19 protein-coding genes and 2 tRNA genes are annotated in these 21401 nt (G+C 66.6%); 9 read left to right on the forward strand and 12 right to left on the reverse strand.

Features of this window, described 5'->3' with window-relative positions:
- Positions 1–36: 36 nt before the first annotated feature.
- From hemW to AC1Q6P_RS07615, 5 genes are read right to left on the reverse strand one after another with little or no spacing between them, the layout of a single operon-like run.
- A complete protein-coding gene (gene hemW, locus AC1Q6P_RS07595) occupies positions 37–1227 on the reverse strand; it encodes a radical SAM family heme chaperone HemW (RefSeq protein ID WP_492663246.1) in 1191 nt (396 codons plus the stop codon).
- 13 nt (positions 1228–1240) lie between these two features.
- Positions 1241–1855: an RdgB/HAM1 family non-canonical purine NTP pyrophosphatase gene (rdgB, locus tag AC1Q6P_RS07600; protein ID WP_492663208.1), complete on the reverse strand. Its 615-nt coding sequence runs from the start codon at positions 1853–1855 to the stop codon at positions 1241–1243.
- The gene (gene rph / locus AC1Q6P_RS07605) at positions 1852–2589 is read right to left on the reverse strand and encodes a ribonuclease PH (RefSeq protein ID WP_492663207.1); all 738 of its coding nucleotides are present in this window, start codon (positions 2587–2589) and stop codon (positions 1852–1854) included. The genes rdgB and rph overlap by 4 nt, the downstream gene beginning before the upstream one ends.
- An 11-nt stretch (positions 2590–2600) precedes the next feature.
- Positions 2601–3545 (reverse strand): PP2C family protein-serine/threonine phosphatase, encoded by a 945-nt coding sequence (locus AC1Q6P_RS07610; RefSeq protein ID WP_102769958.1) that lies wholly within the window; start codon positions 3543–3545, stop codon positions 2601–2603.
- 10 nt (positions 3546–3555) lie between these two features.
- Entirely contained in the window at positions 3556–4524 is a 969-nt protein-coding gene (locus AC1Q6P_RS07615) for a serine/threonine protein kinase (protein WP_102769957.1), read from the reverse strand.
- Positions 4525–4569: 45 nt separating this feature from the next.
- Here AC1Q6P_RS07615 and AC1Q6P_RS07620 point away from each other — a divergent pair, with 45 nt between their 5' ends.
- The 4 genes from AC1Q6P_RS07620 (at position 4570) to AC1Q6P_RS07635 (ending at position 8912) form a co-directional block, all read left to right on the forward strand.
- Positions 4570–5502: a YicC/YloC family endoribonuclease gene (locus tag AC1Q6P_RS07620; RefSeq protein WP_492703123.1), complete on the forward strand. Its 933-nt coding sequence runs from the start codon at positions 4570–4572 to the stop codon at positions 5500–5502.
- Between the two features lie 80 nt (positions 5503–5582).
- Positions 5583–6203 (forward strand): guanylate kinase, encoded by a 621-nt coding sequence (gmk, locus tag AC1Q6P_RS07625; protein WP_102769955.1) that lies wholly within the window; start codon positions 5583–5585, stop codon positions 6201–6203.
- A gap of 66 nt (positions 6204–6269) precedes the next feature.
- Positions 6270–6473, forward strand: coding sequence for a DNA-directed RNA polymerase subunit omega (rpoZ, locus tag AC1Q6P_RS07630; protein WP_102769954.1), 204 nt, complete (start codon positions 6270–6272; stop codon positions 6471–6473).
- 153 nt (positions 6474–6626) lie between these two features.
- Positions 6627–8912: a RelA/SpoT family protein gene (locus tag AC1Q6P_RS07635; RefSeq protein WP_492663205.1), complete on the forward strand. Its 2286-nt coding sequence runs from the start codon at positions 6627–6629 to the stop codon at positions 8910–8912.
- A 3-nt stretch (positions 8913–8915) separates the two neighbouring features.
- Here the strand turns inward: AC1Q6P_RS07635 and greB are convergent, their stop codons facing one another.
- A complete protein-coding gene (gene greB / locus AC1Q6P_RS07640; protein ID WP_171828292.1) occupies positions 8916–9482 on the reverse strand; it encodes a transcription elongation factor GreB in 567 nt (188 codons plus the stop codon).
- A 48-nt stretch (positions 9483–9530) separates the two neighbouring features.
- On the opposite strand from greB, the gene AC1Q6P_RS07645 reads away from it, so the two are divergent.
- Positions 9531–10703, forward strand: coding sequence for a CaiB/BaiF CoA transferase family protein (locus AC1Q6P_RS07645; RefSeq protein ID WP_492663204.1), 1173 nt, complete (start codon positions 9531–9533; stop codon positions 10701–10703).
- 133 nt (positions 10704–10836) lie between these two features.
- On the opposite strand, the gene AC1Q6P_RS07650 is transcribed toward AC1Q6P_RS07645, so the two are convergent.
- From AC1Q6P_RS07650 to hemC, 6 genes are all read right to left on the reverse strand, one after another.
- Positions 10837–10913: transfer RNA gene (locus AC1Q6P_RS07650), tRNA-Arg, on the reverse strand.
- 350 nt (positions 10914–11263) lie between these two features.
- Positions 11264–11340, reverse strand: a tRNA-Arg gene (locus AC1Q6P_RS07655).
- 59 nt (positions 11341–11399) lie between these two features.
- Positions 11400–12647: a heme biosynthesis HemY N-terminal domain-containing protein gene (locus tag AC1Q6P_RS07660; RefSeq protein ID WP_171828294.1), complete on the reverse strand. Its 1248-nt coding sequence runs from the start codon at positions 12645–12647 to the stop codon at positions 11400–11402.
- 65 nt (positions 12648–12712) lie between these two features.
- Positions 12713–13906: a uroporphyrinogen-III C-methyltransferase gene (locus tag AC1Q6P_RS07665; RefSeq protein WP_492663203.1), complete on the reverse strand. Its 1194-nt coding sequence runs from the start codon at positions 13904–13906 to the stop codon at positions 12713–12715.
- The gene (locus AC1Q6P_RS07670; RefSeq protein WP_492663202.1) at positions 13899–14711 is read right to left on the reverse strand and encodes a uroporphyrinogen-III synthase; all 813 of its coding nucleotides are present in this window, start codon (positions 14709–14711) and stop codon (positions 13899–13901) included. Before AC1Q6P_RS07670 ends, AC1Q6P_RS07665 begins: the two co-directional genes overlap by 8 nt.
- Positions 14712–14724: 13 nt before the next feature.
- Complete coding sequence (hemC, locus tag AC1Q6P_RS07675) at positions 14725–15663, reverse strand: hydroxymethylbilane synthase (RefSeq protein WP_492663201.1); 939 nt, start codon at positions 15661–15663, stop codon at positions 14725–14727.
- A 108-nt stretch (positions 15664–15771) separates the two neighbouring features.
- Here hemC and ppc point away from each other — a divergent pair, with 108 nt between their 5' ends.
- The 4 genes from ppc to AC1Q6P_RS07695 all read left to right on the forward strand — a co-directional run bounded on the left by ppc (position 15772) and on the right by AC1Q6P_RS07695 (position 21397).
- Positions 15772–18615 carry a phosphoenolpyruvate carboxylase gene (ppc, locus tag AC1Q6P_RS07680; protein ID WP_492663200.1) on the forward strand — a complete coding sequence of 948 codons (2844 nt, stop codon included), beginning with the start codon at positions 15772–15774 and terminating at the stop codon, positions 18613–18615.
- Positions 18616–18687: 72 nt separating this feature from the next.
- Positions 18688–18891: a putative motility protein gene (locus AC1Q6P_RS07685; RefSeq protein WP_492663199.1), complete on the forward strand. Its 204-nt coding sequence runs from the start codon at positions 18688–18690 to the stop codon at positions 18889–18891.
- Positions 18892–19085: 194 nt separating this feature from the next.
- Positions 19086–20777, forward strand: coding sequence for a response regulator (locus AC1Q6P_RS07690; protein ID WP_492663198.1), 1692 nt, complete (start codon positions 19086–19088; stop codon positions 20775–20777).
- Complete coding sequence (locus AC1Q6P_RS07695) at positions 20774–21397, forward strand: sensor histidine kinase (RefSeq protein ID WP_492663197.1); 624 nt, start codon at positions 20774–20776, stop codon at positions 21395–21397. Before AC1Q6P_RS07690 ends, AC1Q6P_RS07695 begins: the two co-directional genes overlap by 4 nt.
- Positions 21398–21401 lie beyond the last annotated feature (4 nt).

Consider the following 21401-nt stretch of genomic DNA (forward strand, 5'->3'; position numbering starts at 1 on the left):
CCAGCGGCCCCGTGCGGGCCATGCTCGGTCGGTCAGTCAGTCAGCCAGGAAGAGTGACTGCAGGTCGCTGAGGAAATCAAAGCCCTTGGCGGTCGCCGCGATGCGCGCCAGATCGGCCTCCAGCAGGCCGCGCTGGCGCCCCTGCTCCATGGCCCGGGCGATGCTGGAGGGCGGCAGGCCGGTGCGCTCCAGATAGGACTGAAGGCCCACGCCTTCGCGCAGACGCAGGGCATTGAGCATGAACTCGAACGGCAGCTCGCTGCGCGCCACCTCGTTCTCGTTCGACACCGCGGCGCCCTCGCCCGCCTTGGCCATATAAGCCGCCGGTTCGCGCCAGCGCACCTGGCGTAGCACGCGATGCGGAAAGGAAATTTTGCTGTGCGCACCAGCGCCGATGCCGAGGTAATCGCCGAACTGCCAGTAGTTCAGGTTGTGGGCGCAGCGGTGCCCCGCGCGCGCGTAGGCCGACACCTCATAACGATCCATGCCCACGGCGCCGGTGCGGGCGGTGATCAGGTCCAGCATCTCGCTGGCCAGATCGGGGTCGGGCAGGTTCTCGGGCGGCGCGCTGGCGAAGCGGGTGTTGGGCTCGATGGTCAGGTGGTAAACCGACAGATGCGGCGGCGCATAGCTGAGTGCCGTGCGCAGCTCCAGATCCAGCTCGGCCAGGCTCTGGCCCGGCAGCGCGTACATCAGGTCGATGTTGAAGGTGTCGAAGGCCTGGGCGGCCTCGGTGATGGCAGCGCGCGCCTGCTCGCCGCTGTGCACCCGGCCCAGGGCTTTGAGCTTGGCATCGTCAAAGCTCTGCACGCCGATGGACAGGCGCGTGACGCCGGCTTCTCGGAAGCCCTTGAAGCGGTCGCGCTCAAACGTGCCCGGGTTGGCCTCCAGCGTGATCTCGCAGCCCGGCTCCAGCGGCAGTCGGGCGCGCAGGTCCGAGATCAGCTCGGCGATTTGCTCCGGGGGAAACAGGCTGGGCGTGCCGCCGCCGATGAAGATGCTGACCACGGGCCGACCCCAGATCAGCGGCAGCGAGGCTTCCAGATCAGCGCGCAGCGCAGCCAGGTAGGCGCGCGCGGTGTCCACCGGCAGCTCGCGCGCGGCGCCGTCCACCCGCCACTCATGGCTGTTGAAATCGCAATACGGACATTTGCGCAGACACCAGGGCAGGTGCACGTAGAGCGACAGCGGCGGCAGCGCCGGCAGGCTCAGCGTGCCCGGCCGCATCAGGCGAATGACATCAGCCAAGATGCCAGACCTCGCGCAGCTGCGCGGCCAGATGGACGGCCGCCAAAGCCCGGTGGCTCTGCACATTCTTCTCGGCCGCGCTCAGGTCGGCCACGCTGCGCCCCAGTGACGGGATGAACATCAGCGGGTCATAGCCAAAGCCGGCCTCGCCCTGCGCGACGGTCAAGATCTGACCCTGCCAACGCCCCATGGCGATCAAGGGCTCGGGGTCAGCGGCACTGCGCACGGCCACCAGGGCACAGACAAAGCGCGCGCCGCGTTGCTCGGGCGCCGGGAAGGCGGCCAGTTGCTCCAGCAGCACGCGGTTGTTGTCGGCATCCGATTTGGGCTGACCGAAGAGCGTGGCATAACGCGCCGACAGCACGCCAGGCGCGCCCCCGAGGGCCTCCACGGCCAGGCCGGAATCATCGGCCAGGGCCGGCAGGCCGCTGGCCTCGGCCGCGTGGCGGGCCTTGGCCAGGGCGTTCTCGGCGAAGGTGCCGAAAGGCTCCTCGGCTTCGGGGATGCCCAGCGAGCCTTGCGTGAGCAGTTCCACCCCCAAGGGCTCGAACAGGGCCTGCAGCTCGATCAGCTTTTTGGCGTTGTTGGAGGCCAGAACAATCTTCATGACGACAAGGCTGCTTTCTGCGCCACCAGCAGCTCGCCAATGCCCTTCTCAGCCAGATCCAGCAGCGCATTCATCTCGACGCGGCTGAAGGCCACGCCCTCGGCCGTGCCTTGCAGCTCGACAAAGCCGCCGTCGGCTGTCATCACCACATTCATGTCGGTGTCGCAGGCCGAGTCTTCGGTGTATTCCAGGTCCAGCAAGGGCGTGCCTTCGACGATGCCCACCGAGATGGCCGCCACCGCCTGGCGGATCGGGCTGGCGCTGATCTTGCCCTGAGCCAGCAGCCAGCGGACCGCATCGGCCGCCGCCACGTAGGCGCCGGTGATGGCCGCGGTGCGGGTGCCGCCATCGGCCTGGATCACATCGCAATCCAGCGCGATGGTGCGCTCGCCCAGCAGCTTGAGATCGAAGACGCAGCGCAACGAGCGGCCGATCAGGCGCTGGATCTCCTGCGTGCGGCCGCTTTGCTTGCCCTTGGCCGCTTCACGGTCGCTGCGGGTGTGGGTGGCGCGCGGCAGCATGCCGTACTCGGCCGTCACCCAGCCCTCGCCCGAGCCGCGCTTGTGCGGCGGCACTTTTTCTTCCACCGAGGCGGTGCAGAGCACCTTGGTGCCGCCGAACTCGATCAGCACCGAGCCCTCTGCATGGCGGGTGTAATGGCGAGTAATCCGCACCGGGCGGAGTGCGTCCGCTGCGCGGCCGCTGGCGCGCAGAGTCTGGCTGGCTTCAGTCATGATGGGGTCCTTCAGGATTTCTTGAGTACGCCGGTCTGGCGCTCGTTGGCGCGGCGTATGGCTTCGTTGATCTCACGCACGGAGCGCTCGATCTCGGCTTCGTCCAGCTCATCCGCACCGCCGCGCCCGTCTTGGGCGGCAGCCTGGATGGTGGTGGCAAAGCCGTCATCGGACAGGCTGCGGGTGGAAATGCCGGCCTCGGTATGGCCCTCGTCGGCATCGGCCTCGCCTTCCCATTCCACCGCCAGCGCGGTGACATTGTCGCAGCGCGGCCCGCCGTTGCGCAGGGCCTGCTCCACCAGATCGGGCACCGCATCGGCCACCGGGCTGGCCGAGAGCTGCTCGGTGATGAAGTCGTCGGGCACCGTGCCCCAGAGTCCGTCCGAGCACAGCAGCAGGCGGTCCCCCACCTCCAGCAGCATGGGGCCATGGGTGTCGATCATGGGCTTGCCAGGGCTGCCCAGGCAGGTCAGGAGCACATTGCGGTTGAAGGTCTCGCCGTCCTGGGGCACCCGGCCGAGCGCGTTCTGCAGCTCCAGATAGGAATGGTCGCGCGTGCGGGCGATCAGCTTGCCGGCACGCACCATGTAAAGACGCGAATCACCGCAATGGGCCCAGAAGGCCCGGCGCCCCTGCAGCACGCAGGCCACGATGGTGGTGCGCGGCGTGTCGCTCATGCCCTTCTCGGCGGCATAACGGATCAATTGCTGGTGCGCGATCAAGACCGCATCCTGCAAGAAGGCGGCGGGGTCTTCAAGCGCCGGCTTGGCGTCGCGCTGGAACAAGGCGGCCAAAGTCTGCAGCGCCATCTGTGCGGCCACCTCGCCCTCGGGATGCCCACCCAGACCGTCGGCCAGGGCGAACAAACCGGCCTCGCGGGTGTAGCAATAACCCATGCGGTCTTCGTTCTTCTCCCGCCGGCCACGGCGGCTCACCTGGAAGGTGTTGAACCTCACGCTGGGCCCCTCACGCTTTGGCTCCGGTCTTCAGGTTCTCCAGTTGCAGCTTGAGACGCTCGCTGAAGCTGAGCTTGGTGTAGCGGCGCTCGGTCTCGCGCGCCAGCTCTTTTTGCAGCGAAAACACGCTTTGCGGACGCGAGAGCGGATCCAGGGACATGCACCACTCGGTCACTTCGATCAGGTTGTCGGAATACACATTGCGCAGGCGCGAGAGGCTGAGCGCCAGACGATCTTTTTCCAGGCGCTGCGGCGCATCATTGGGCGGATAGCCCTGCATGCAGGCGTAGATGCAAGCGCCGATGGCGTAAATGTCGGTCCATGGACCTAAGGCACCATCTCGCCGGTACATCTCGGGCGCGGCAAAACCGGGCGTGTACATGGGACGGATGAAATTGCCTTCCTTGCTCAGCACCTCGCGCGCGGCGCCGAAGTCCAGCAGCACCGCCTTGTTTTCGTTGGTGATGAAGATATTCGCTGGCTTGATGTCCAGATGCAGCATCTTGTGCTGATGCACGATGCGCAGGCCGCGCAGGATCTCGTCGAAGAGGCTGCGGATGGTGGATTCGCGGAACACCTTGTCGCGCTTCATATCGCGCGCGGTGACGATGAAGTCCTGCAGGGTGTCGCCCTGCAGATAGTTCATCACCATGTAGACGGTTTCGTTCTCGCGCAGGAAGTTCAGCACCGACACCACGCTCGGGTGCGAGATCTGCGCGAGCGATCGGCCTTCTTCGAAAAAGCTCTTGAGGCCCAGGCGGTAAAGCGGCTGCTTCTCGGGTTTGACGCGCGGCGTCAACTCGCCGGGCGAGCGTTCAGCCAGGCTGGAGGGCAGATATTCCTTGAGGGCGACGAGGTGGCGTTCCGGGTCTTCGGCCAGGTACACCACGCCGAATCCGCCTGCTGCCAACCTCTTGATGATCTGGTAGCCCCCAACCACCGTTCCCGCAGGCAAGGGCGCCGGTTTCGGCTTTGACATAATCGAGTTTTATTCCACACCGAACGCTAGATGCCAGTCTACAGCATGACGGGATATGCCAGCGTCAGCTCGCAACCCACCGCACCCAGTGAAAACACCGGGTCCCCCAATGCCACATCCTCGGCAGCTGCCAGCCCCAGCGGCGCCAACGTGACGGTCGAGCTGCGTTCAGTCAACGGCCGATTTCTGGACCTGGGCTTTCGCATGCCCGAGGATTTGAGAGGCCTGGAACCCGCCCTGCGCGAGCTGCTGACGGCCAAACTCAAGCGCGGCAAGGTCGAGCTGCGCATCAACACCCAGCGCGAGAGCGAGGGCAACTGGCCGCAGCCTCAATCGGACCAGCTCAACAAGCTGGCTCGCCTGGAGGGCACGGTGCAGAACTGGCTGCCCAAGGCCCAGCCCTTGACCGTCCACGAGGCCCTGATCTGGTGCAAGGGCGGCGGCTCCGCCCCCGAAAAATTGGACGAAGCCGCGCTCGAAGCCGCACGCCAATGCGTGAGCGGCCTGCTCGAAGCGCGTGAACGCGAAGGCGAAAAGCTGGTCGCCATCCTGATGGAGCGCATTGAGCATCTGCGCGCCCTGGCCGATGCCGCCGAGCCCATGCTGCCGGCCATCGTGCAGCGCCAGCAGCAGCGCTTCCTCGAGCGCTGGCAGGAGGCACTCGCCAGCACCGGCGCGGCCCAGACCATCCCGGAAGAAAACCTGCGCGAGCGCGCCCTCAACGAGGCGGCGGCCTACGCCATCCGCATCGATGTGGCCGAGGAACTGGCCCGCCTGCGCGCCCACCTGGAAGAAATCGCCCGCCTGCTCAAAAAGGGCGGCGAAATCGGCAAGCGCCTGGACTTCCTGATCCAGGAGCTGCACCGTGAGGCCAACACCCTAGGCTCCAAGGCGGCCGCCCTGGAGCTGACCAATATCTCGGTGGAGATGAAGGTCGCGGTCGAGCAGCTGCGCGAGCAGGTGCAGAACATCGAATAAGCCGGCCCGGCCCTCCTTCTGCCCCACAGCCCCCTCCCCACCAGCGCCGCTGCCCCACCTCACACGACCGCATCCGATCCATGGAATACCCCGGCAACCTCTTCGTCGTCGCCGCCCCCAGCGGCGCCGGCAAATCCAGCCTGGTCAAGGCCTTGCTGGAGCTCGACGCCAAGCTCGACGTCTCCATCTCCCACACCTCGCGCGCTCCGCGCGGCCAGGAACAGCACGGCCGCGAATACTGGTTCACCAGCGAAGAAGAATTCCGTGCCATGGCGGCGCGTGGCGATTTCTTCGAATGGGCCGAGGTGCATGGCAACCTCTACGGCACCTCACGGGCCGCCATCGAGGCGCGCATGGCGCATGGCGACGACGTGGTGCTCGAGATCGATTTCCAGGGCGCGCTGCAGATCAAGCAGCTGTTTCCCTACGCCGTGCTGATCTTCATCCTGCCTCCGAGCTGGGACGAGCTGCAGCAGCGCCTGAACCGCCGCGGTGACACCGCGCCCGAGGTCATTGCCAAGCGCATGGCCAATGCCCGTGTCGAAGTGGCGCAAGCGCAGAACTTCGATTTCGTGGTCGTGAACGCGGTGTTTGACACGGCCGTTTTCGATCTGAAGTCCATCGTCCACGCGCAGCGGTTAAAATACGCAGCTCAGCGCCGAAATCGCTCTGCCGTTTTCAAAGCGCTCGATCTGCCCTGAAGCCCTGGTGCACGGCACCAGGCCTCAGAAACCGATCCTCCTGAACACCTGAACTGGAATCCACACATGGCCCGCATCACCGTCGAAGACTGCCTGACCAAGATCCCCAACCGCTTCCAGCTGGTGCTCGCTGCAACCTACCGCGCCCGCATGCTGAGCCAAGGCCACACCCCCAAGGTCGACAGCAAGAACAAGCCCGGCATCACCGCCCTGCGCGAAATCGCCGCCGGCGAAGTCGGCATCGAAATGCTGCGCAAGGTGCCGGTCTGATTCCAGCTTCTCGCTGCATTTGATTGCACACACGGGCGCCTTCGGGCGCCCGTTGTCGTTTCTGACGCCTGCGCGAGCGCTCAAGGATGCCGAATGGCACGGTCTTGTGCGCTGGCGCAGATGGCACGCAAATTCATCGGTTAAATTCGGGCCATGGGTTTTCGATCATTTGCCGTCTCCCGCCTGCCTGCCGCCCTGAGCGGTCTGTCGGGCCTGCGCCCCGCCCCCGAGCCAACGGCTGCCGAGGCGGCGTCGTTTGACGCCCTGGTTCAGCACCTGGGCTATCTGCCCAAGGGCGACATCAAGCGCATCCGCGAAGCCTACAAATTCGCCGATGAGGCACATCTGGGCCAGTTCCGGGCCAGCGGCGAGCCCTACATCACCCATCCGATTGCGGTGGCCGGCATCTGTGCCGAGTGGCGCCTGGACGCCCAGGCCATCATGGCCGCCCTGATGCACGACGCCATGGAAGACTGTGGCGTCACCAAGACCGAGCTGATCGAGCGCTTCGAGGCCCCCACAGCCGAGCTGGTGGACGGCCTGACCAAGCTGGACAAGCTGCAGTTCTCGACCAAGGAAGAGTCCCAGGCCGAGTCCTTCCGCAAGATGCTGCTGGCCATGGCGCGCGATGTGCGCGTGATCCTGATCAAGCTGGCCGACCGTCTGCACAATATGCGCACCATGGAGGCCATGGCCGCGCCCAAGCGCCGCCGCATCGCGCGCGAAACCCTGGACATCTACGCGCCCATCGCCCACCGCCTGGGTCTGAATGAGATCTACCGCGAACTGCAGGACCTGTCCTTCCAGCACATCCATCCCTGGCGGCATGCCGCCCTGTCCAAGGCCATCACCAAGGCCCGCGGCAACCGCCGCGATCTGGTGTCGCGCATTGAGCGCGATGTCATCAAGGCCTTTGCCGATGGCGCCCACCCGGTGCAGATCCACGGCCGCGAGAAGGCCATCTACTCCATCTACAAAAAGATGCGCGAGAAGCACCTGAGCTTTGCCCAGGTCAGCGACATCTTCGGATTCCGTGTCGTGGTGGACGAGCTGCCGCAATGCTATTTGTCCCTGGGCGTGCTGCACCAGCTCTACAAGCCTCAACCAGGCCGTTTCAAGGACTACATCGCCATCCCCAAGCCCAACGGCTACCAGAGCCTGCACACCACCTTGGTCAGCCCGCTCGGCACGCCGGTGGAGTTCCAGATCCGCACCGAGGCCATGCACATGGTGGCGGAAAAAGGCGTGGCCGCGCACTGGCTCTACAAAAAAGGCGGCAACCCCAGCGGCACCAGCGCCGAGAGCGCGCAGCAACTGGGCTCGCGCTGGCTGCAGTCCCTGATCGACATCCAGGACGAGACCCGCGACGCCAACGAGTTCCTGGAACACGTCAAGATCGACCTGTTCCCCGATGCGGTCTACGTCTTCACGCCCAAGAGCCGCATCATGGCCCTGCCCAAGGGCGCGACGCCGGTGGACTTTGCTTACGCCATCCACTCCGATGTGGGCGACCATTGCGTGGCCGCACAGATCAACGGTGAACCCGTGCCCCTGCGGGCCGAGCTGCGCAGCGGCGATGTGGTGGAGATCGTCACCGCCGCCGGCGCCCGCCCCAATCCGGCCTGGCTCAGCTTTGTTCGCACCGGCCGCGCGCGCTCCAAGATCCGCCACTTCCTCAAGAACCTGGAGCAGGAAGAAAGCCGCGATCTGGGCGAGAAGATGCTGGCCCAGGCACTGCGTGCCGAAGGCCTGAGCCTGCCCAGCCTGAACGACGAGGATGACGACGCCGCCCAACTCTGGCAGCAGCTGGCCCGTTGGGCCGGCAACCGCCATGCCGACGAGCTGCTCGTCGAGATCGGCCTGGGCCGAAAGATCGCCACCATCGTGGCCAAGAAGCTGGCCCGCATGCTGGCCGAGCAAGGCCAGCGGCCCGATGCCGTCATGCTCAGCATCGGCCGCTTCACGGCGGACGATGGCCCCTCGCAAGGCCAGGTCACGCTGGACGGCAGCGAGGGCGCCTCGGTGCGCCTGGCGGCCTGCTGCCGCCCGATTCCCGGCGATGAAATCAAGGGTTATCTGGGCCGCGGCGAAGGCCTGCTGGTGCACACGGCCGAATGCCAGGTCGGCCGCAAGCTGTTCCAGCGCGATGCCGAGCATTGGATCGCCGTCAACTGGGCCGAAGAGCTGACCCGCCCCTTCGAGGCCGCCGTGTCCCTGCTGCTGAAGAACGGCAAGGGCGTGCTGGCGCAAGTGGCCTCGGCCGTCAGCGCGGCGGAGGCCGACATCACCCACATCATGATGAGCGACGAGATGCAGCAGCGCGAAACCGCGGAGATGAACCTCATCCTCTCGGTGCGCGACCGCCTGCACCTGGCCGATGTGCTGCGCACGCTCAAACGCTCGCCGGCCGTGCTGCGGGTCTGGCGCGTCAAGCCCTAAGCATCAAGCCTTTGACGACTCCGGCTTCGGGTAGCTGACCTCCAGCACCTCGATCTGCTCGACGCCACCCGGCGTCATCAGCTGCAGCTCATCGCCGACCCGCGCCTTCAAGAGCACACGGGCAATCGGCGACACCCAGGAGACCTCGCCAGCCAGGCTGTCGGATTCATCGATGCCCTTGATGGTGATGGTGCGCTCCTCACCTTTGGCGGTGGCGTAGGTGACGGTGGCGCCGAAAAAGATCTGCTCGTTGCCGTGGTGCAGGCTGGGGTCGGCCACCTCGGCCAGGTCCAGGCGCTTGTTGAGGAAGCGCAGGCGCCGATCGATCTCGCGCAATCGCTTCTTGCCGTAGAGGTAGTCGCCGTTCTCGCTGCGATCGCCGTTCTTGGCCGCCCAGGACACGATCTCGACGATCTTGGGCCGCTCGACATCGAGCAGCGTCATGAACTCAGCCCGCATGCGGGCATAACCCTGCGGCGTCATGTAGTTGCGCGCCCCCTGCGGCAAGGCCGGCAGCGCCAGGTCCTCGTCGTCATCCGCGTCACTTTCCTTGGTGAATGCCTTGCTCATGCGTGTATTGTCTCTGCAAGCTTTGCCAACCGAAGAGAAGGTCTGCAGATGAGCGAACGCAGCAGCGAGTACGACAACAAGAGCAGGACGACACCGGCCCCGTCAGCCTCCGGCCCTTTGCAGGGCATTCGCGTGATCGAGCTGGCCGGGCTCGGCCCTGCGCCCCTGTGCGGCATGCTGCTGGCCGACCTGGGCGCCGACGTGATCGTGATCGATCGACCCACCAGCGCAGGCTCACGCAGCATCGGCAACGCGCGTGCACTGAATCGCGGCAAGCGCTCCATCGTGCTCGATTTGAAAAGCGATGCCGGGCAGCGGACGGCGCTGGAACTGATCCACAGGGCGGATGCCCTGATCGAGGGCTTCCGCCCCGGGGTGATGGAGCGCCTGGGCTTGGGGCCGGAGGTGTTTGAGGCCACACACCCACGCCTGGTCTACGGCCGGGTGACCGGCTGGGGCCAGACCGGGCCGCTGGCCCAGTGCGCTGGTCACGACATCAACTACCTGGCCTTGAGTGGCGCGCTCTCCATCGCCTCCAGGCCGGGGCAGGCGCCGAGTGCGCCAGCCAGCTTGCTCGGCGATATGGGCGGCGGGGCGATGCTGCTGGCCCTTGGCCTGCTGAGCGCCTTGCTGGAGGCCCAGCGCTCGGGCCGCGGGCAGGTGATCGACGCGGCCATTCTTGAGGGTCTGGGCCTGCTCGGCGGCCTGGTTTCAGCCCTGCGCAGCGAGGGTCAGTGGAGCGAGCGTCCCGCCAACAACTTCTTTCTGCACAGCTCGCCCTTTTACGACTGTTTTGAATGCGCCGATGGCGGCCACCTGAGCCTGGGCGCCATCGAGCCGCAGTTCTACACGCGCTTGCTCCAGGGTTTGGGCCTTCACGACGTCGACCCGGCCCAGCACATGAACACCGAACACTGGCCCGCCCTGCGCGCCCGCGTGGCCGAGCGGATCAAGACGCGCAGCCGGGCCCAGTGGGAGCAGGACCTGGCCGATCTGGATTGCTGCGTGGCGCCCGTGCTCAGCCTGGACGAGGCGGCCACGCATGCGCAGGCAAAGGCTCGGAGCAACCATGTGCGCATCGACGGGCATTGGCTGCCTTCCCCGGCCCCGCGCTTTTCACGCAGCCGCTTGCGGACACCCGATGCCGGGCCACATGTGGGCGAGCACACGGAAGAGATATTGACCGAGCTTCACACCGCGCGGACTGCGCGCGAGACTTGAGTGCCACTCATACGATGCGACTGGCGCGTCCAGCTGAGTCCAAAACAAAAAAGCCCCAGCGATTTCTCACTGAGGCTTGTTTGCGTCGGCATCGAATTTCCTTACGGACGCTTCGTGCGACATTTTGTTAGTTTGGTGCGGCTGGCAGGATTCGAACCCACGACCCCTTGGTTCGTAGCCAAGTACTCTATCCAACTGAGCTACAGCCGCTCCAAGCCCTCTACTATAGCACGGTATTTTGGTACCGAACAATATTTTTGCAAACTTTTTGAAAACTTCGCCGAAGCTGATTTTCAAACGCCAGCAAAACGAGGGGTCAAACTTCAAAGCCAAGGCGCTGCTTCAAAACTTCGCCTTAACTCTCAATACCCTCATCCGTGTTGCCACGGATGTATCTCGCGCCCCGTCATTCGAGCTGAAAACCCTAACTCGGGAGCACCTCGTTTCAAACTCCAACCACCTCGTCCGAAGAACATTCAAGGCGTTTGAAACTCAATCCGAGATCAAACCTAAATTAAAAAGGTCAGCAATTACTCGCTGACCTTTTCTTTTCTTATTGTTGGTGCGGCTGGCAGGATTCGAACCCACGACCCCTTGGTTCGTAGCCAAGTACTCTATCCAACTGAGCTACAGCCGCGAAGCCTTGCACTATAGCATGCTTTATTTGGACTTGGGAAGACTTTTCAATTTTTTGACTCAAACCAGCGTGGCGGCGGCCTCGTGGCAGCGCGCGCGGCGGTCCAGATCGCCGTCCTGCTCGGCCAGATGGGCCAGCACCAGCCAGCTGCGGCGGCGCGCGGCCGTGCCCAGACTGGATTCATCGGCCACCTGCTCCAGGATCAAGCGCGCCTTGCCCCAAAGCTGGCGCTCGGCCAGCGCGTGGCCCAGGGCATAGCTGAAGGCCCGATCGCGCGGGAAGCGCTGCACCGCCGTCTCCAGGCGCTGCAACCATTCAGGGCCCAGGCCGGGCAAGACCAGGACCAAGGCTTCGGCCAGCGTCGCGCGCTCGTCCGCACCCAGCTCGGCCACATCATCCCAGAAAGGCCGCAGCCAACCGCGGCCATCGTCTGGCACGCCGAGCGCACCCGCCCGCTGTGCCGCGCGCGCAGCCACAAACACATCGCGGCGGTCGGCGCTGTCCAGCTGCTGCCAGACAGAGCGAAGCTGGTCGGCATCTCGGGCGGCATCCAGCGCCTCGAAGGCCAGTGAGCGCAGCAGGCCCTGGGCGGCAACCTTGGAGAAGCCCTGGTGCTTGGCCAGCAGGCGTGCGGTGCGCAGCGCCTCCAGCGGCTGCTTGGCCAGACGGCTGGCCTGCAGCTTCAGCCGCAGGGCCTGAGTGCGTCGTGCCACGCCCGGGGAAAGCTCAGCCAGCAGGCTCAGCGCACGCGGCGCATCACGGTCGTCCAGGGCCCATTCGGCAGCCAGCAAACGGGCGCCCTCCTCCTGCGCACGGCCTTGCGGCGAGCGCTTGGCGGCATCCAGCGCCAGCTGCAGCTGCTCATCACGGCGGCGCTTGTCCTGCAGCCGGTGGGCACTGCTGGCCGAGAGCAGATGGCCAAGGGCCAGAAAGCCCTCGTCCTGCTGCAACTCGGGCGTCTGGGCATGGATGCTGAGCGCACGCTGGGCGGCTTTCTGGGCGCGTCCGTAACGAGCGCCGAAGAACTCGGCCAGCGCATCGCGCAAGGCCAGCTGGGCGCCGCGCTCGCGCTGGGCCAGACGCCACTCGTGCGCACGGCGCGGCAGGCTGGTCAAGGCGCCGATGGTCTGGATGGCGGTGACCAAGGCGAAGCAGGTGCCGACCAAGGCCAGCAGGAACAGGTTCAAGGACACATCCAGGCGCCAGCCATTCCAGTAGAAGCTGGCCAGCCCATCGTTCTGGCCCAAGGCCAGCGCGGCCACCACCGCCACGGTGAACAAGAGGACCAACCACACCACGGTACGCATGAACCGAACCTTTGCTTTCGTTCTTTTTTGAAGTTGGGAGTCGACCGCGGCCCTGCTCCGGGCAATCAGCGGCCCGCCGCAGCAGCCGCCAAAGCAGCCAGGGTGTCATCGGGGCGCGGCACGCTGACCTGGCGCGCCTGACCGGCGACCTGGCGCACCAAATCGATGGCCGAGCTGACCTTGCGGGAGCGGGCGTCGAAGTAATGGTTCAGCACGTCCTGGCTGTCACGCAGATCGGCCTGCGCGGTGTCGAACTGGCGACTGAGCAAGGCCAGGCGGGCATTGAGCAGGCGCAGCTTGAGGTTCTCGCGCAGGAAAAACGCCTGCTCGGGCGCCAGCAGCACCGCCTCGGGATGGTCGATGCGGGTGACGCGAACCAGGGTGCGGGTCTCACCCCAGACCAGGCCCGCCATCTCGGCCAGTCGGGTCTTGGCTCGCCACCACCAAACCGACAGCGCGCCGTCGTCCTCGCCCGGTGCCGCATCGGCCTTGCCGTCTTGCGCCTTGGCGCTGGCTCCGCTCGGCTTGCCAGAACGGCCCGGCGCCGTCGCCGGCTCGCCGCCACGCTCGGCCACCGCCAGCAGGGGCAGTTCGTCGAGCAGTCGCACCACCTCGTCGAGCTTGATGGTCAGGGTGGACACATCGACCACGCTGATGGCCTTGACGCGGTCCAGATCGCGCGCCACGGCGCGGCGCACGCCTTCCATGCGTGGTTGCTTGTAGCGCAGCAGGCGCTCGTCGGCCTGCTTGAGCGTGGCCACCAAGGGCTCGACGCTGCCGGTCACGGCAGCCTGCTGCAGGGCCACGCGGATGGAGGCTTCGATGTCGCCGATCACATTCTCATCGCGCGAGCGGGACATGGACTGGATCAACTCTTCCAGCTGCCCGCGCTGCAAGGCCACCTCGGCCAGGCGGGCATCGAGCAGCGCCACCTTGGCGGCCGTATCACGGGTCAGGTCTTGTGACTGGCGCGAAGCGGCACGGGCCTCGCTGGCCTCGGCCTGCACCAGCTCCTGGCGGCGCACCAGCTCTTGCTCCAGCGCCTGCTGGCGGCTCAGGCCTTGCCAAGCCAGGCCGACGCCGGCCAGCGAGGCGACGCCGAGCAGCAGCAAGGTCACCGGCACCCAGCTCGGCAAGGCGGCGGGCAGCGCGGCAGCGGGAACGGAAGTCGCGGAATTCAGGCTCGCGCCGGGCGCATCGCTGGCGGGCGCAGCAGCGCCCGTCGTGGCGTCGAGAGGGGGGGTTTGGGCATCACTCACAGTGAAAATGATTGTAGGCGTCGGCCTGCACCGCACCGAAGGCTTGGGCCACGGCGGCCGCGTCGGGTCGCGTCAAAACCACATGCCCCCAGCCCTCGGCGCGCGCGCGCTCGGCAATACGGGCATGGGTGGCCAGGCAGCGCTGACGAGACCAGTCCACCCCGGCCGGCGCCAGACTGTGCAGGTGTCCGACCGCCTCGCCGCTGCTGAACAGCCAGAGCATGCGCTGCGGCTGCTCGAGCAGATCGGCCAGCTCCTGCTGCTGCGCCGCATCCAGCTGCGGACAGCCCCGCCGGTAGACGCTGAAGAATTCAACCGGCGCCGCGCCGCGCTCGCGCAAGCGCTCGGCCAGCCAGTCGCGCCCTCCCTCGCCGCGCAGCATCAGCACCGCCTGGCCCTGCCAATCCATGCCGCTGAGCTGGGGCCACAAGTGCTCGGAGTCGAGGCTGGGCGCATCCGCCGGCGGCTGGATGATGAGGGACGCTGGCACGCCGGCCGCCTGCAAGGCGCGCGCGCTGCCGGGCCCGACACAGGCGGCCAGACAGGCCGCGGGCCATTCAAAGCCCGCCGGTGCTTGCGCAAAAAAGCCCTCGACCGCATTGGGGCTGACGAAGAAGGCCAGCCGCGCCCGTGGCAAGGCCGCCCAGGCCGCTTGCGCCTGCTCGGGCGCCGCGGGGCTGATGGCCAGCAACGGAAAGCTGCGCGCCGGCACGCCCTGCGCTTGCAAACGCTGCAGCCAGTCGCCGGCCTGCTGCTGCGGCCGGGTCAGGATCAATTGCAAAGCGGCCGTTTCGGGCGACGCCATGGCGGCGAGCGAGTCAGGCTGCGGGCAGATAGTCCGCCGCGCCCAGATCACGCAGGGCCTGAGCGGCCTGCTCGCCCAAGGCCACGGCTTCGGCATCACTGCGCACCGCGGCTTGCAGCTGCGCCTTCAGCAAAGGCCGCTCGGGCGACTCGGCATGACCCAGGGCCACGGCCACCAGCAACTGCTCGCCCTGCCAGCGCGCATGGGCTGCAAGCGGCATGCTGCAGCTGCCGCCGAGGCTGCGCGAGACGGCGCGTTCGGTCTGCGTAGCCAGCCAGGTCGGGCGGTCGATCAAGGTAGACAGCTGAGCGTTGAGTTCTGCCGCATCGGCACGCAGCTCGATGCCCAGGGCGCCTTGGCCGGCGCAAGGAATCATCTCCTCGACGCTGAAATGGCTGCGGATGCGATCCGCCAGGCCCAGGCGCTTGAGGCCGGCCGCGGCCAGGACGATGGCGTCGTAGCCGCCGTCGTCGAGCTTGCGCAATCGGGTGTCGAGATTGCCGCGCAGCGGTTCGATGCGCAGATCGGGGCGCAAAGCCTTGAGCTGGGCGACGCGGCGCAGGCTGGAGGTACCGACCAAGGCGCCCTGCGGCAGTTCGGCCAGCGAGGCATAACGGTTGGACACCAGGGCATCGCGCGGGTCTTCGCGCTCCAGGATGGCAGCCAGGGCGAAGCCCTCAGGCAGCTCCATGGGCACGTCCTTGAGCGAATGCACGGCCAGATGGGCACGACCCTCTTCCAGCGCGGTTTCAAGCTCTTTCACGAACAAGCCCTTGCCACCGACCTTGGACAGGGTGCGGTCGAGGATCTGATCGCCGCGGGTGGTCATGCCCAGCAGCTCGACATTCAGATGCAGGCTGCGCTCCAGCAGCGCCTTGACATGCTCGGCCTGCCAGAGGGCCAGACGGCTTTCGCGCGTGGCGATGACGATGGTTTCTTTCATGGCCGGCATGCTAGCAGGCGGCTGTTGTAACTCAGCCGAAATTGACGAGCCGAAGAAACTGCTAGAGTTGGATTAACGTAACCTTGTTACATCACCCCTGTCCAGCCGAGCCCCGCCATGCCCGCCTCCTCGAAAGCCGCCCCGCGTCGCGCCAAGTCCGCCCCTCCGGCCCCCACCAACAGCCGCCAGGCCGCCGACAAAAACCAGCCGCTGATGGACGACATCCGCCTGCTGGGCCGGATTCTGGGCGAGGTGATCCGCGAACAGGAGGGCCGCGAGGCCTACGAGTTGGTCGAGCGCATCCGCCAGCTCTCGGTGGCTTTCCGCCACAAGCACGATGCCGCCGCGGGCAAGAGCTTTGACAAGCTGCTCAAGAGCCTGTCGGGCGAGCAGACGGTCAGCGTGATCCGTGCCTTCAGCTATTTCTCGCACCTGGCCAATATCGCCGAGGACCGCCACCATGTGCGCCGCCGCGAGGTGCACGAGCGCGCCGGCAGCATGGCCGAGGGCTCGCTGGCCTTTGCCCTGGAGCGCCTGCACGAGGCCGGCGTGCGCCCGGCCGAGATCGCCAAGACCTTGCAGCATGGCTTCATCTCGCCGGTGCTGACCGCCCACCCGACCGAGGTGCAGCGCAAGAGCATCCTCGACGCCGAGCGCGCCGTGGCCCAGCTGGTGGAGCAGCGCGACAGCCTGCACAGCGAGCGCGAGCGCCGCGACAACGAGGCCTTGATCCGCGCCCGCGTGACCCAGCTCTGGCAGACCCGCATGCTGCGCTACAGCAAGCTGACCGTGGCCGACGAGATCGAGAACGCCCTGTCCTACTACCAGGCCACTTTCCTGCGCCAGATCCCCAAGCTCTATGCCGAACTGGAGGAAGCCCTGCCCGGCCATGAGTTCAACAGCTTTCTGCGCATGGGCCACTGGATCGGCGGCGACCGCGACGGCAACCCCAATGTCACCGCCACCACCTTGCGCCATGCGCTCTCGCGCCAGAGCGAGGTGGCGCTGCGCCACTACCTGACCGAGCTGCATGAGCTGGGCGCGGAGCTGTCCATCTCGGCCCGGCTGGCCCAGGTCACGCCCGAAATGCAGGCCCTGGCCGAACGCAGCCCGGACCGCAACGAGCACCGCATGGACGAGCCCTACCGCCGCGCCCTGACCGGCATGTACGCGCGCGCCGCCGCCACCCTGCAGCAGCTGACTGGCACCGAGGCCCTGCGCCACGCCGTGGCCCCGCAAGCGCCCTACGCCAGCCCGGACGAGCTGCTGGCAGATCTGCAAGTGATCGAGCGCTCGCTGCGCAGCCACCATGCCGGCGCCCTGATCGCGCCGCGCCTCAAACCCCTGATGCGCGCCGTGCGCGTGTTCGGTTTCCACCTGGCCACGCTGGACCTGCGCCAGAGCTCGGACCAGCACGAGGCCGTGATCGCCGAGCTGCTGAGCACCGCCCGCGTCGAGACCGATTACAGCGCCCTGGACGAAGCCGGACGCCGCGCCCTGCTGCTGCGCCTGTTGCAAGACGCCCGGCCACTGCGCGTGCACGGCGCCCAGTACAGCGAGAAGACGGTGGGCGAGCTGGCCATCTTCGAGGCGGCGCTGGAAAGCCTGCAGCGCTTCGGCCGCGAGGCGCTGCGCCACTACATCATCAGCCACACCGAGTCGGTCAGCGACCTGCTGGAAGTGCTGCTGCTGCTCAAGGAAGTCGGCCTGCTGCGCGGGACTTTAGATGGCGAGGCCGTCAGCGACCTGATCGTCTCGCCGCTGTTCGAGACCATTGGCGATCTGCGCGAGGCGCCGCTCATCATGGCCGAGTTCTACGCCCTGCCCGGCATCTCGGCCCTGCTCAAGCGCAGCGGCGGTGAGCAGGACATCATGCTGGGCTATTCCGACTCCAACAAGGACGGCGGCGTGTTCACCAGCAGCTGGGAGCTCTACCGCGCCGAAATCGCCCTGGTCGAGATGTTCGCCACCCTGCCCGAGGCCCGCGGCATCACCCTGCGCCTGTTCCACGGCCGCGGCGGCACCGTGGGCCGCGGCGGCGGCCCGAGCTATCAGGCCATCCTGGCCCAGCCCCCGGGCACGGTGAACGGCCAGATCCGCCTGACCGAGCAGGGCGAAGTGATCGCCTCCAAATACGCCAACCCCGAGATCGGCCGGCGCAATCTGGAAACCCTGGTGGCCGCCACGCTGGAAGCCACCCTGCTGCACCCGACCAAGAGTGCGCCCAAGAGCTTCCTGGAGGCCGCGCAAGCGCTGTCGGACCTGAGCTTCGGCACCTACCGCGGCCTGGTCTACGACACGCCCGGCTTTGCCGAGTATTTCTTCGCCGCCACGCCCATCCGCGAGATTGCCGAGCTCAATATCGGCTCGCGCCCAGCCTCGCGCAAGCCCACCCGGGCCATCGAAGACCTGCGCGCCATCCCCTGGGGCTTCAGCTGGGGCCAGAGCCGGGTCGCCCTGCCCGGCTGGTGCGGCTTCGGCTCGGCCGTGCTCGAGTTCCTCGGCCCCGAGGGGAGCGAGCAGCATGCCAAGAACCTGGGCTTGCTCAAGCGCATGTTCAAGCAATGGCCTTTCTTCCGCACCCTGCTGTCCAACCTGGACATGGTGCTGGCCAAGACCGATCTGGCGATTGCCGAGCGCTATGTCGACCTGGTCGAGGACAAGCGTCTGGGCAAAAAGATCTGCGCCGCGGTCAAGGCCGAGTTCGAGCGCACCAGCCTCGCGCTGAGCTTGATCACGGGCGAGCGCGAGCGACTGGCCGGCAACCCGGCCCTGGCGCGATCGATCAGCCACCGCTTCCCCTACATCGACCCGCTCAACCACTTGCAGGTAGAGCTGCTGCGCCGCTACCGCGCGGTGCCTCTGGAAAGCCGCGCCAGCGACCCCAGCATGGAACGCGTCCAGCGCGGCATCCATCTGTCGATCAACGGCATCGCCGCGGGTTTGCGCAACACCGGCTGATCCGCTCTCAAGTTCCAGGCCGGGGCGGCCGACAACTGCGGAAGCAGCAGCAGCCGCGCCAAGGAGCCCCACATGGAACTCGCCAACACCGCCCTGGTCCACAACGCCGGCTCCGCCGCGCCCGGCAGCGTGCAGTCAAGCGCGCAGATACTGGTGCTGAAAAAAGCCATCGACCAGCAAGCGCAGGGCGCCCGGCACCTGCTGGACGCACTGCCAGCCCAGCCGGCCCTGGCCACCTCGGGCTCGCTGGGCACCCGGCTCAACGTCTACGCCTGAAGCGCGCCCCGCCGCGCCTGGGCTCACCACCGGGCTTTAGTTTCGGCCCGAGATCCCACCTCAACTCCACGCCTCAGCGCCGCCGAGCTCCTGTAAGCTTGCCATCAAACACTGGGCGCTGTTCGCTCAGGCTTGCAACGCAAGCCGAGCGACACCAGCCCAGCGACCGCGTTGCCATGTGCACAAGGGAGCTTATGCGCGTCGATACCCCGTACTCCAAGATTGAAGCCCTGGTCGTGGACGATATGGCCACCCAGCAGACCACGCTGCGCGGCCAGCTGGGCATGCTGGGCATCGGCAAGATCGATGCCGCAGGCTCGGCCGAAGACGCCCTGCGCATGGTGCGCGCCAAGCACTACGGCCTGATCCTGTGCGACTACAACCTCAACCACAAAACCGACGGCCAGCAGCTGTTCGAGTTCCTGCGTGAAGGTCGGCTGCTGGCGCAAGACACCTTGTTCTTCATGATCACGGCCGAGAGCAACTACAACTCGGTGGCGTCCGCCAGCGAGCACATGCCCGACGCCTACCTGCTCAAGCCCATCACCGCCGGGGACATCGAAGACCGGCTCAAAAGCCAGCTCGACAAACGCCACGCCCTGCTCGACATCAACAAGGCCCTGAGCAAGAACGACCTGCCCGCCGCCCTGCTCGCCTGCGACGCCTTGCTGGCCAAGAAAGACCGCTGGTTCATGCATGCCCTGCAGATCAAGGGACAGACCTTGCTGGACCTGGGCAATGCCGATGAAGCGCGCCAGGTCTACCAGGGTGCGCTGGATCTGCGCGCCGGCCTGATGTGGGCCCAGATCGGCCTGGCCCGAGCACAAAAAGCGGCTGGCAAGTTCGAGGAGGCCAAACGCCTGGCCCAGGCCATCCTCAGCTCACCCGAGGGCGACAAGAACCTGGCCGCCTACGACATCGCCGCCCAAGCCCTGGAAGCCCTGGGCGACCACGGTGCCGCCATGCAGATGATGAAAAAGAGCGCCCAGGTCGTGCCTTCGGCACGGCGCCAGCGCCAGCTGGCCGAGAGCGCCTACCGCAACGGTGATCTCGCCACCGCCAAGGCCAGCCTGCAAAAAGCCATCAAGTTCAGCCAGGGCGCGATCACGGCGCAGGCACAGGATCTGCTGTCCCTGGCCCAGACCCAGATCGACCTGGGCGAAACCAAGGAAGCGCTGGAATTGATCGCCGACAGCGCCACCCGAGCCACCCGCGGCGCCCAGGAGCCCGAATTCGAAGCCGTGGCCCTGGCCCTGCGCGCGCAAGCCCATGCCCTGCAAGGCGAGAGCGAGAAAGCCGCCCGCGAAGCCGAGCAGGCCCTGGCACAAGCGCCCATGACCGGCAAGGCCGATTTCGCCACCGTCACCCTGGCACGCGCCGCCTTGCTGACGGGCCAGATCGAAACGGGGCTGAAGCTGATCAACCAGGCGGTCAGCGCCGACCATGAAAACAGCCGCATCCAGCAACTGGCCTGCAAGGCCTTGAACGACACCGGCCACAAGGACCAGATCGAGGGCGTGGTCCATGCCGCCAGCAAGGGCCTCAAGACCCGTTTGCACGAGGCCAAGATGCTGCTGCGCGCCGGGCAGCTCGATGAAGCGCTGCAGGCCATCGAGGCGGAGCTGGCCGAGTACCCCGAGAACACCACCGTGCTACTCGAATGCGCGCAGATGAACTGCATGGCGCTGCGCTTGAAGAAGAAGCTCGACGACAACCGTCTCAACCAAGTGCGCGACTATCTGGCCCGGCTGGAAAAGCTGATGCCCGGCAACGATCGCGTGGCTCAGATGCGCCGCTACTTGCGGGAGACTTTGGCCGCCTTGCAGGGCAATTCGCCCTTCAGCATCAGCGCGACTGCGGCACCGGCTGGCCGCGCTGGCGCATGAATCGCGAGCTGCTGGCCTTGCTGGTCCATGACCTCAAGAACCAGCTTGGCGTGCTGGAGGCTGAACTGAGCCTGCTGGTTGAAGCGCCTGAGGCCGAGGCTGCCCACCGCGCCCATTTGCACTGCGCCCAGCTGCGCCAACGCCTGATAGCGTATCTGACGGTTTACGCCACCCCTCATGCCAGGCTCACGGCGCAAATGGAGGATGAGTCGCCGCGGGAATTCCTCCAGCAGATGCTGCGCGTGGACTCACGCCCGGACGGCGCTCCGCTGAGCCTGGATGACTGCACAGCTGCGCCTGCCTTCTGGTACTTCGACCCACGCTTGGTGCGCCTGGCCCTGGAAGCGGCCCTGCACAACGCCTGGCGATTCGCGCGCAGCGAAGTGCGCCTGAGCGCCCAGCTTGAGGATGGCTTCCTGGTGCTGGCCGTCGAGGATGACGGTTTGGGTCTGGACGCCAAAGACCCTGCCGCCCGCTCATCCACGGGCCTGGGCTTGGAGCTCTGCACGGCCGTTGCCCGCGCTCATCAGCTCGGCGAACGCCAGGGCCGAGTCGTGTTGAAGCCACGCGACGCGGCACAACGCCAGCGTGGAACCCGGTTCGAGATCTGGCTGCCCTGAGGCC

This window comes from Roseateles sp. GW835-FHT13E02 (genome assembly GCF_058794035.1).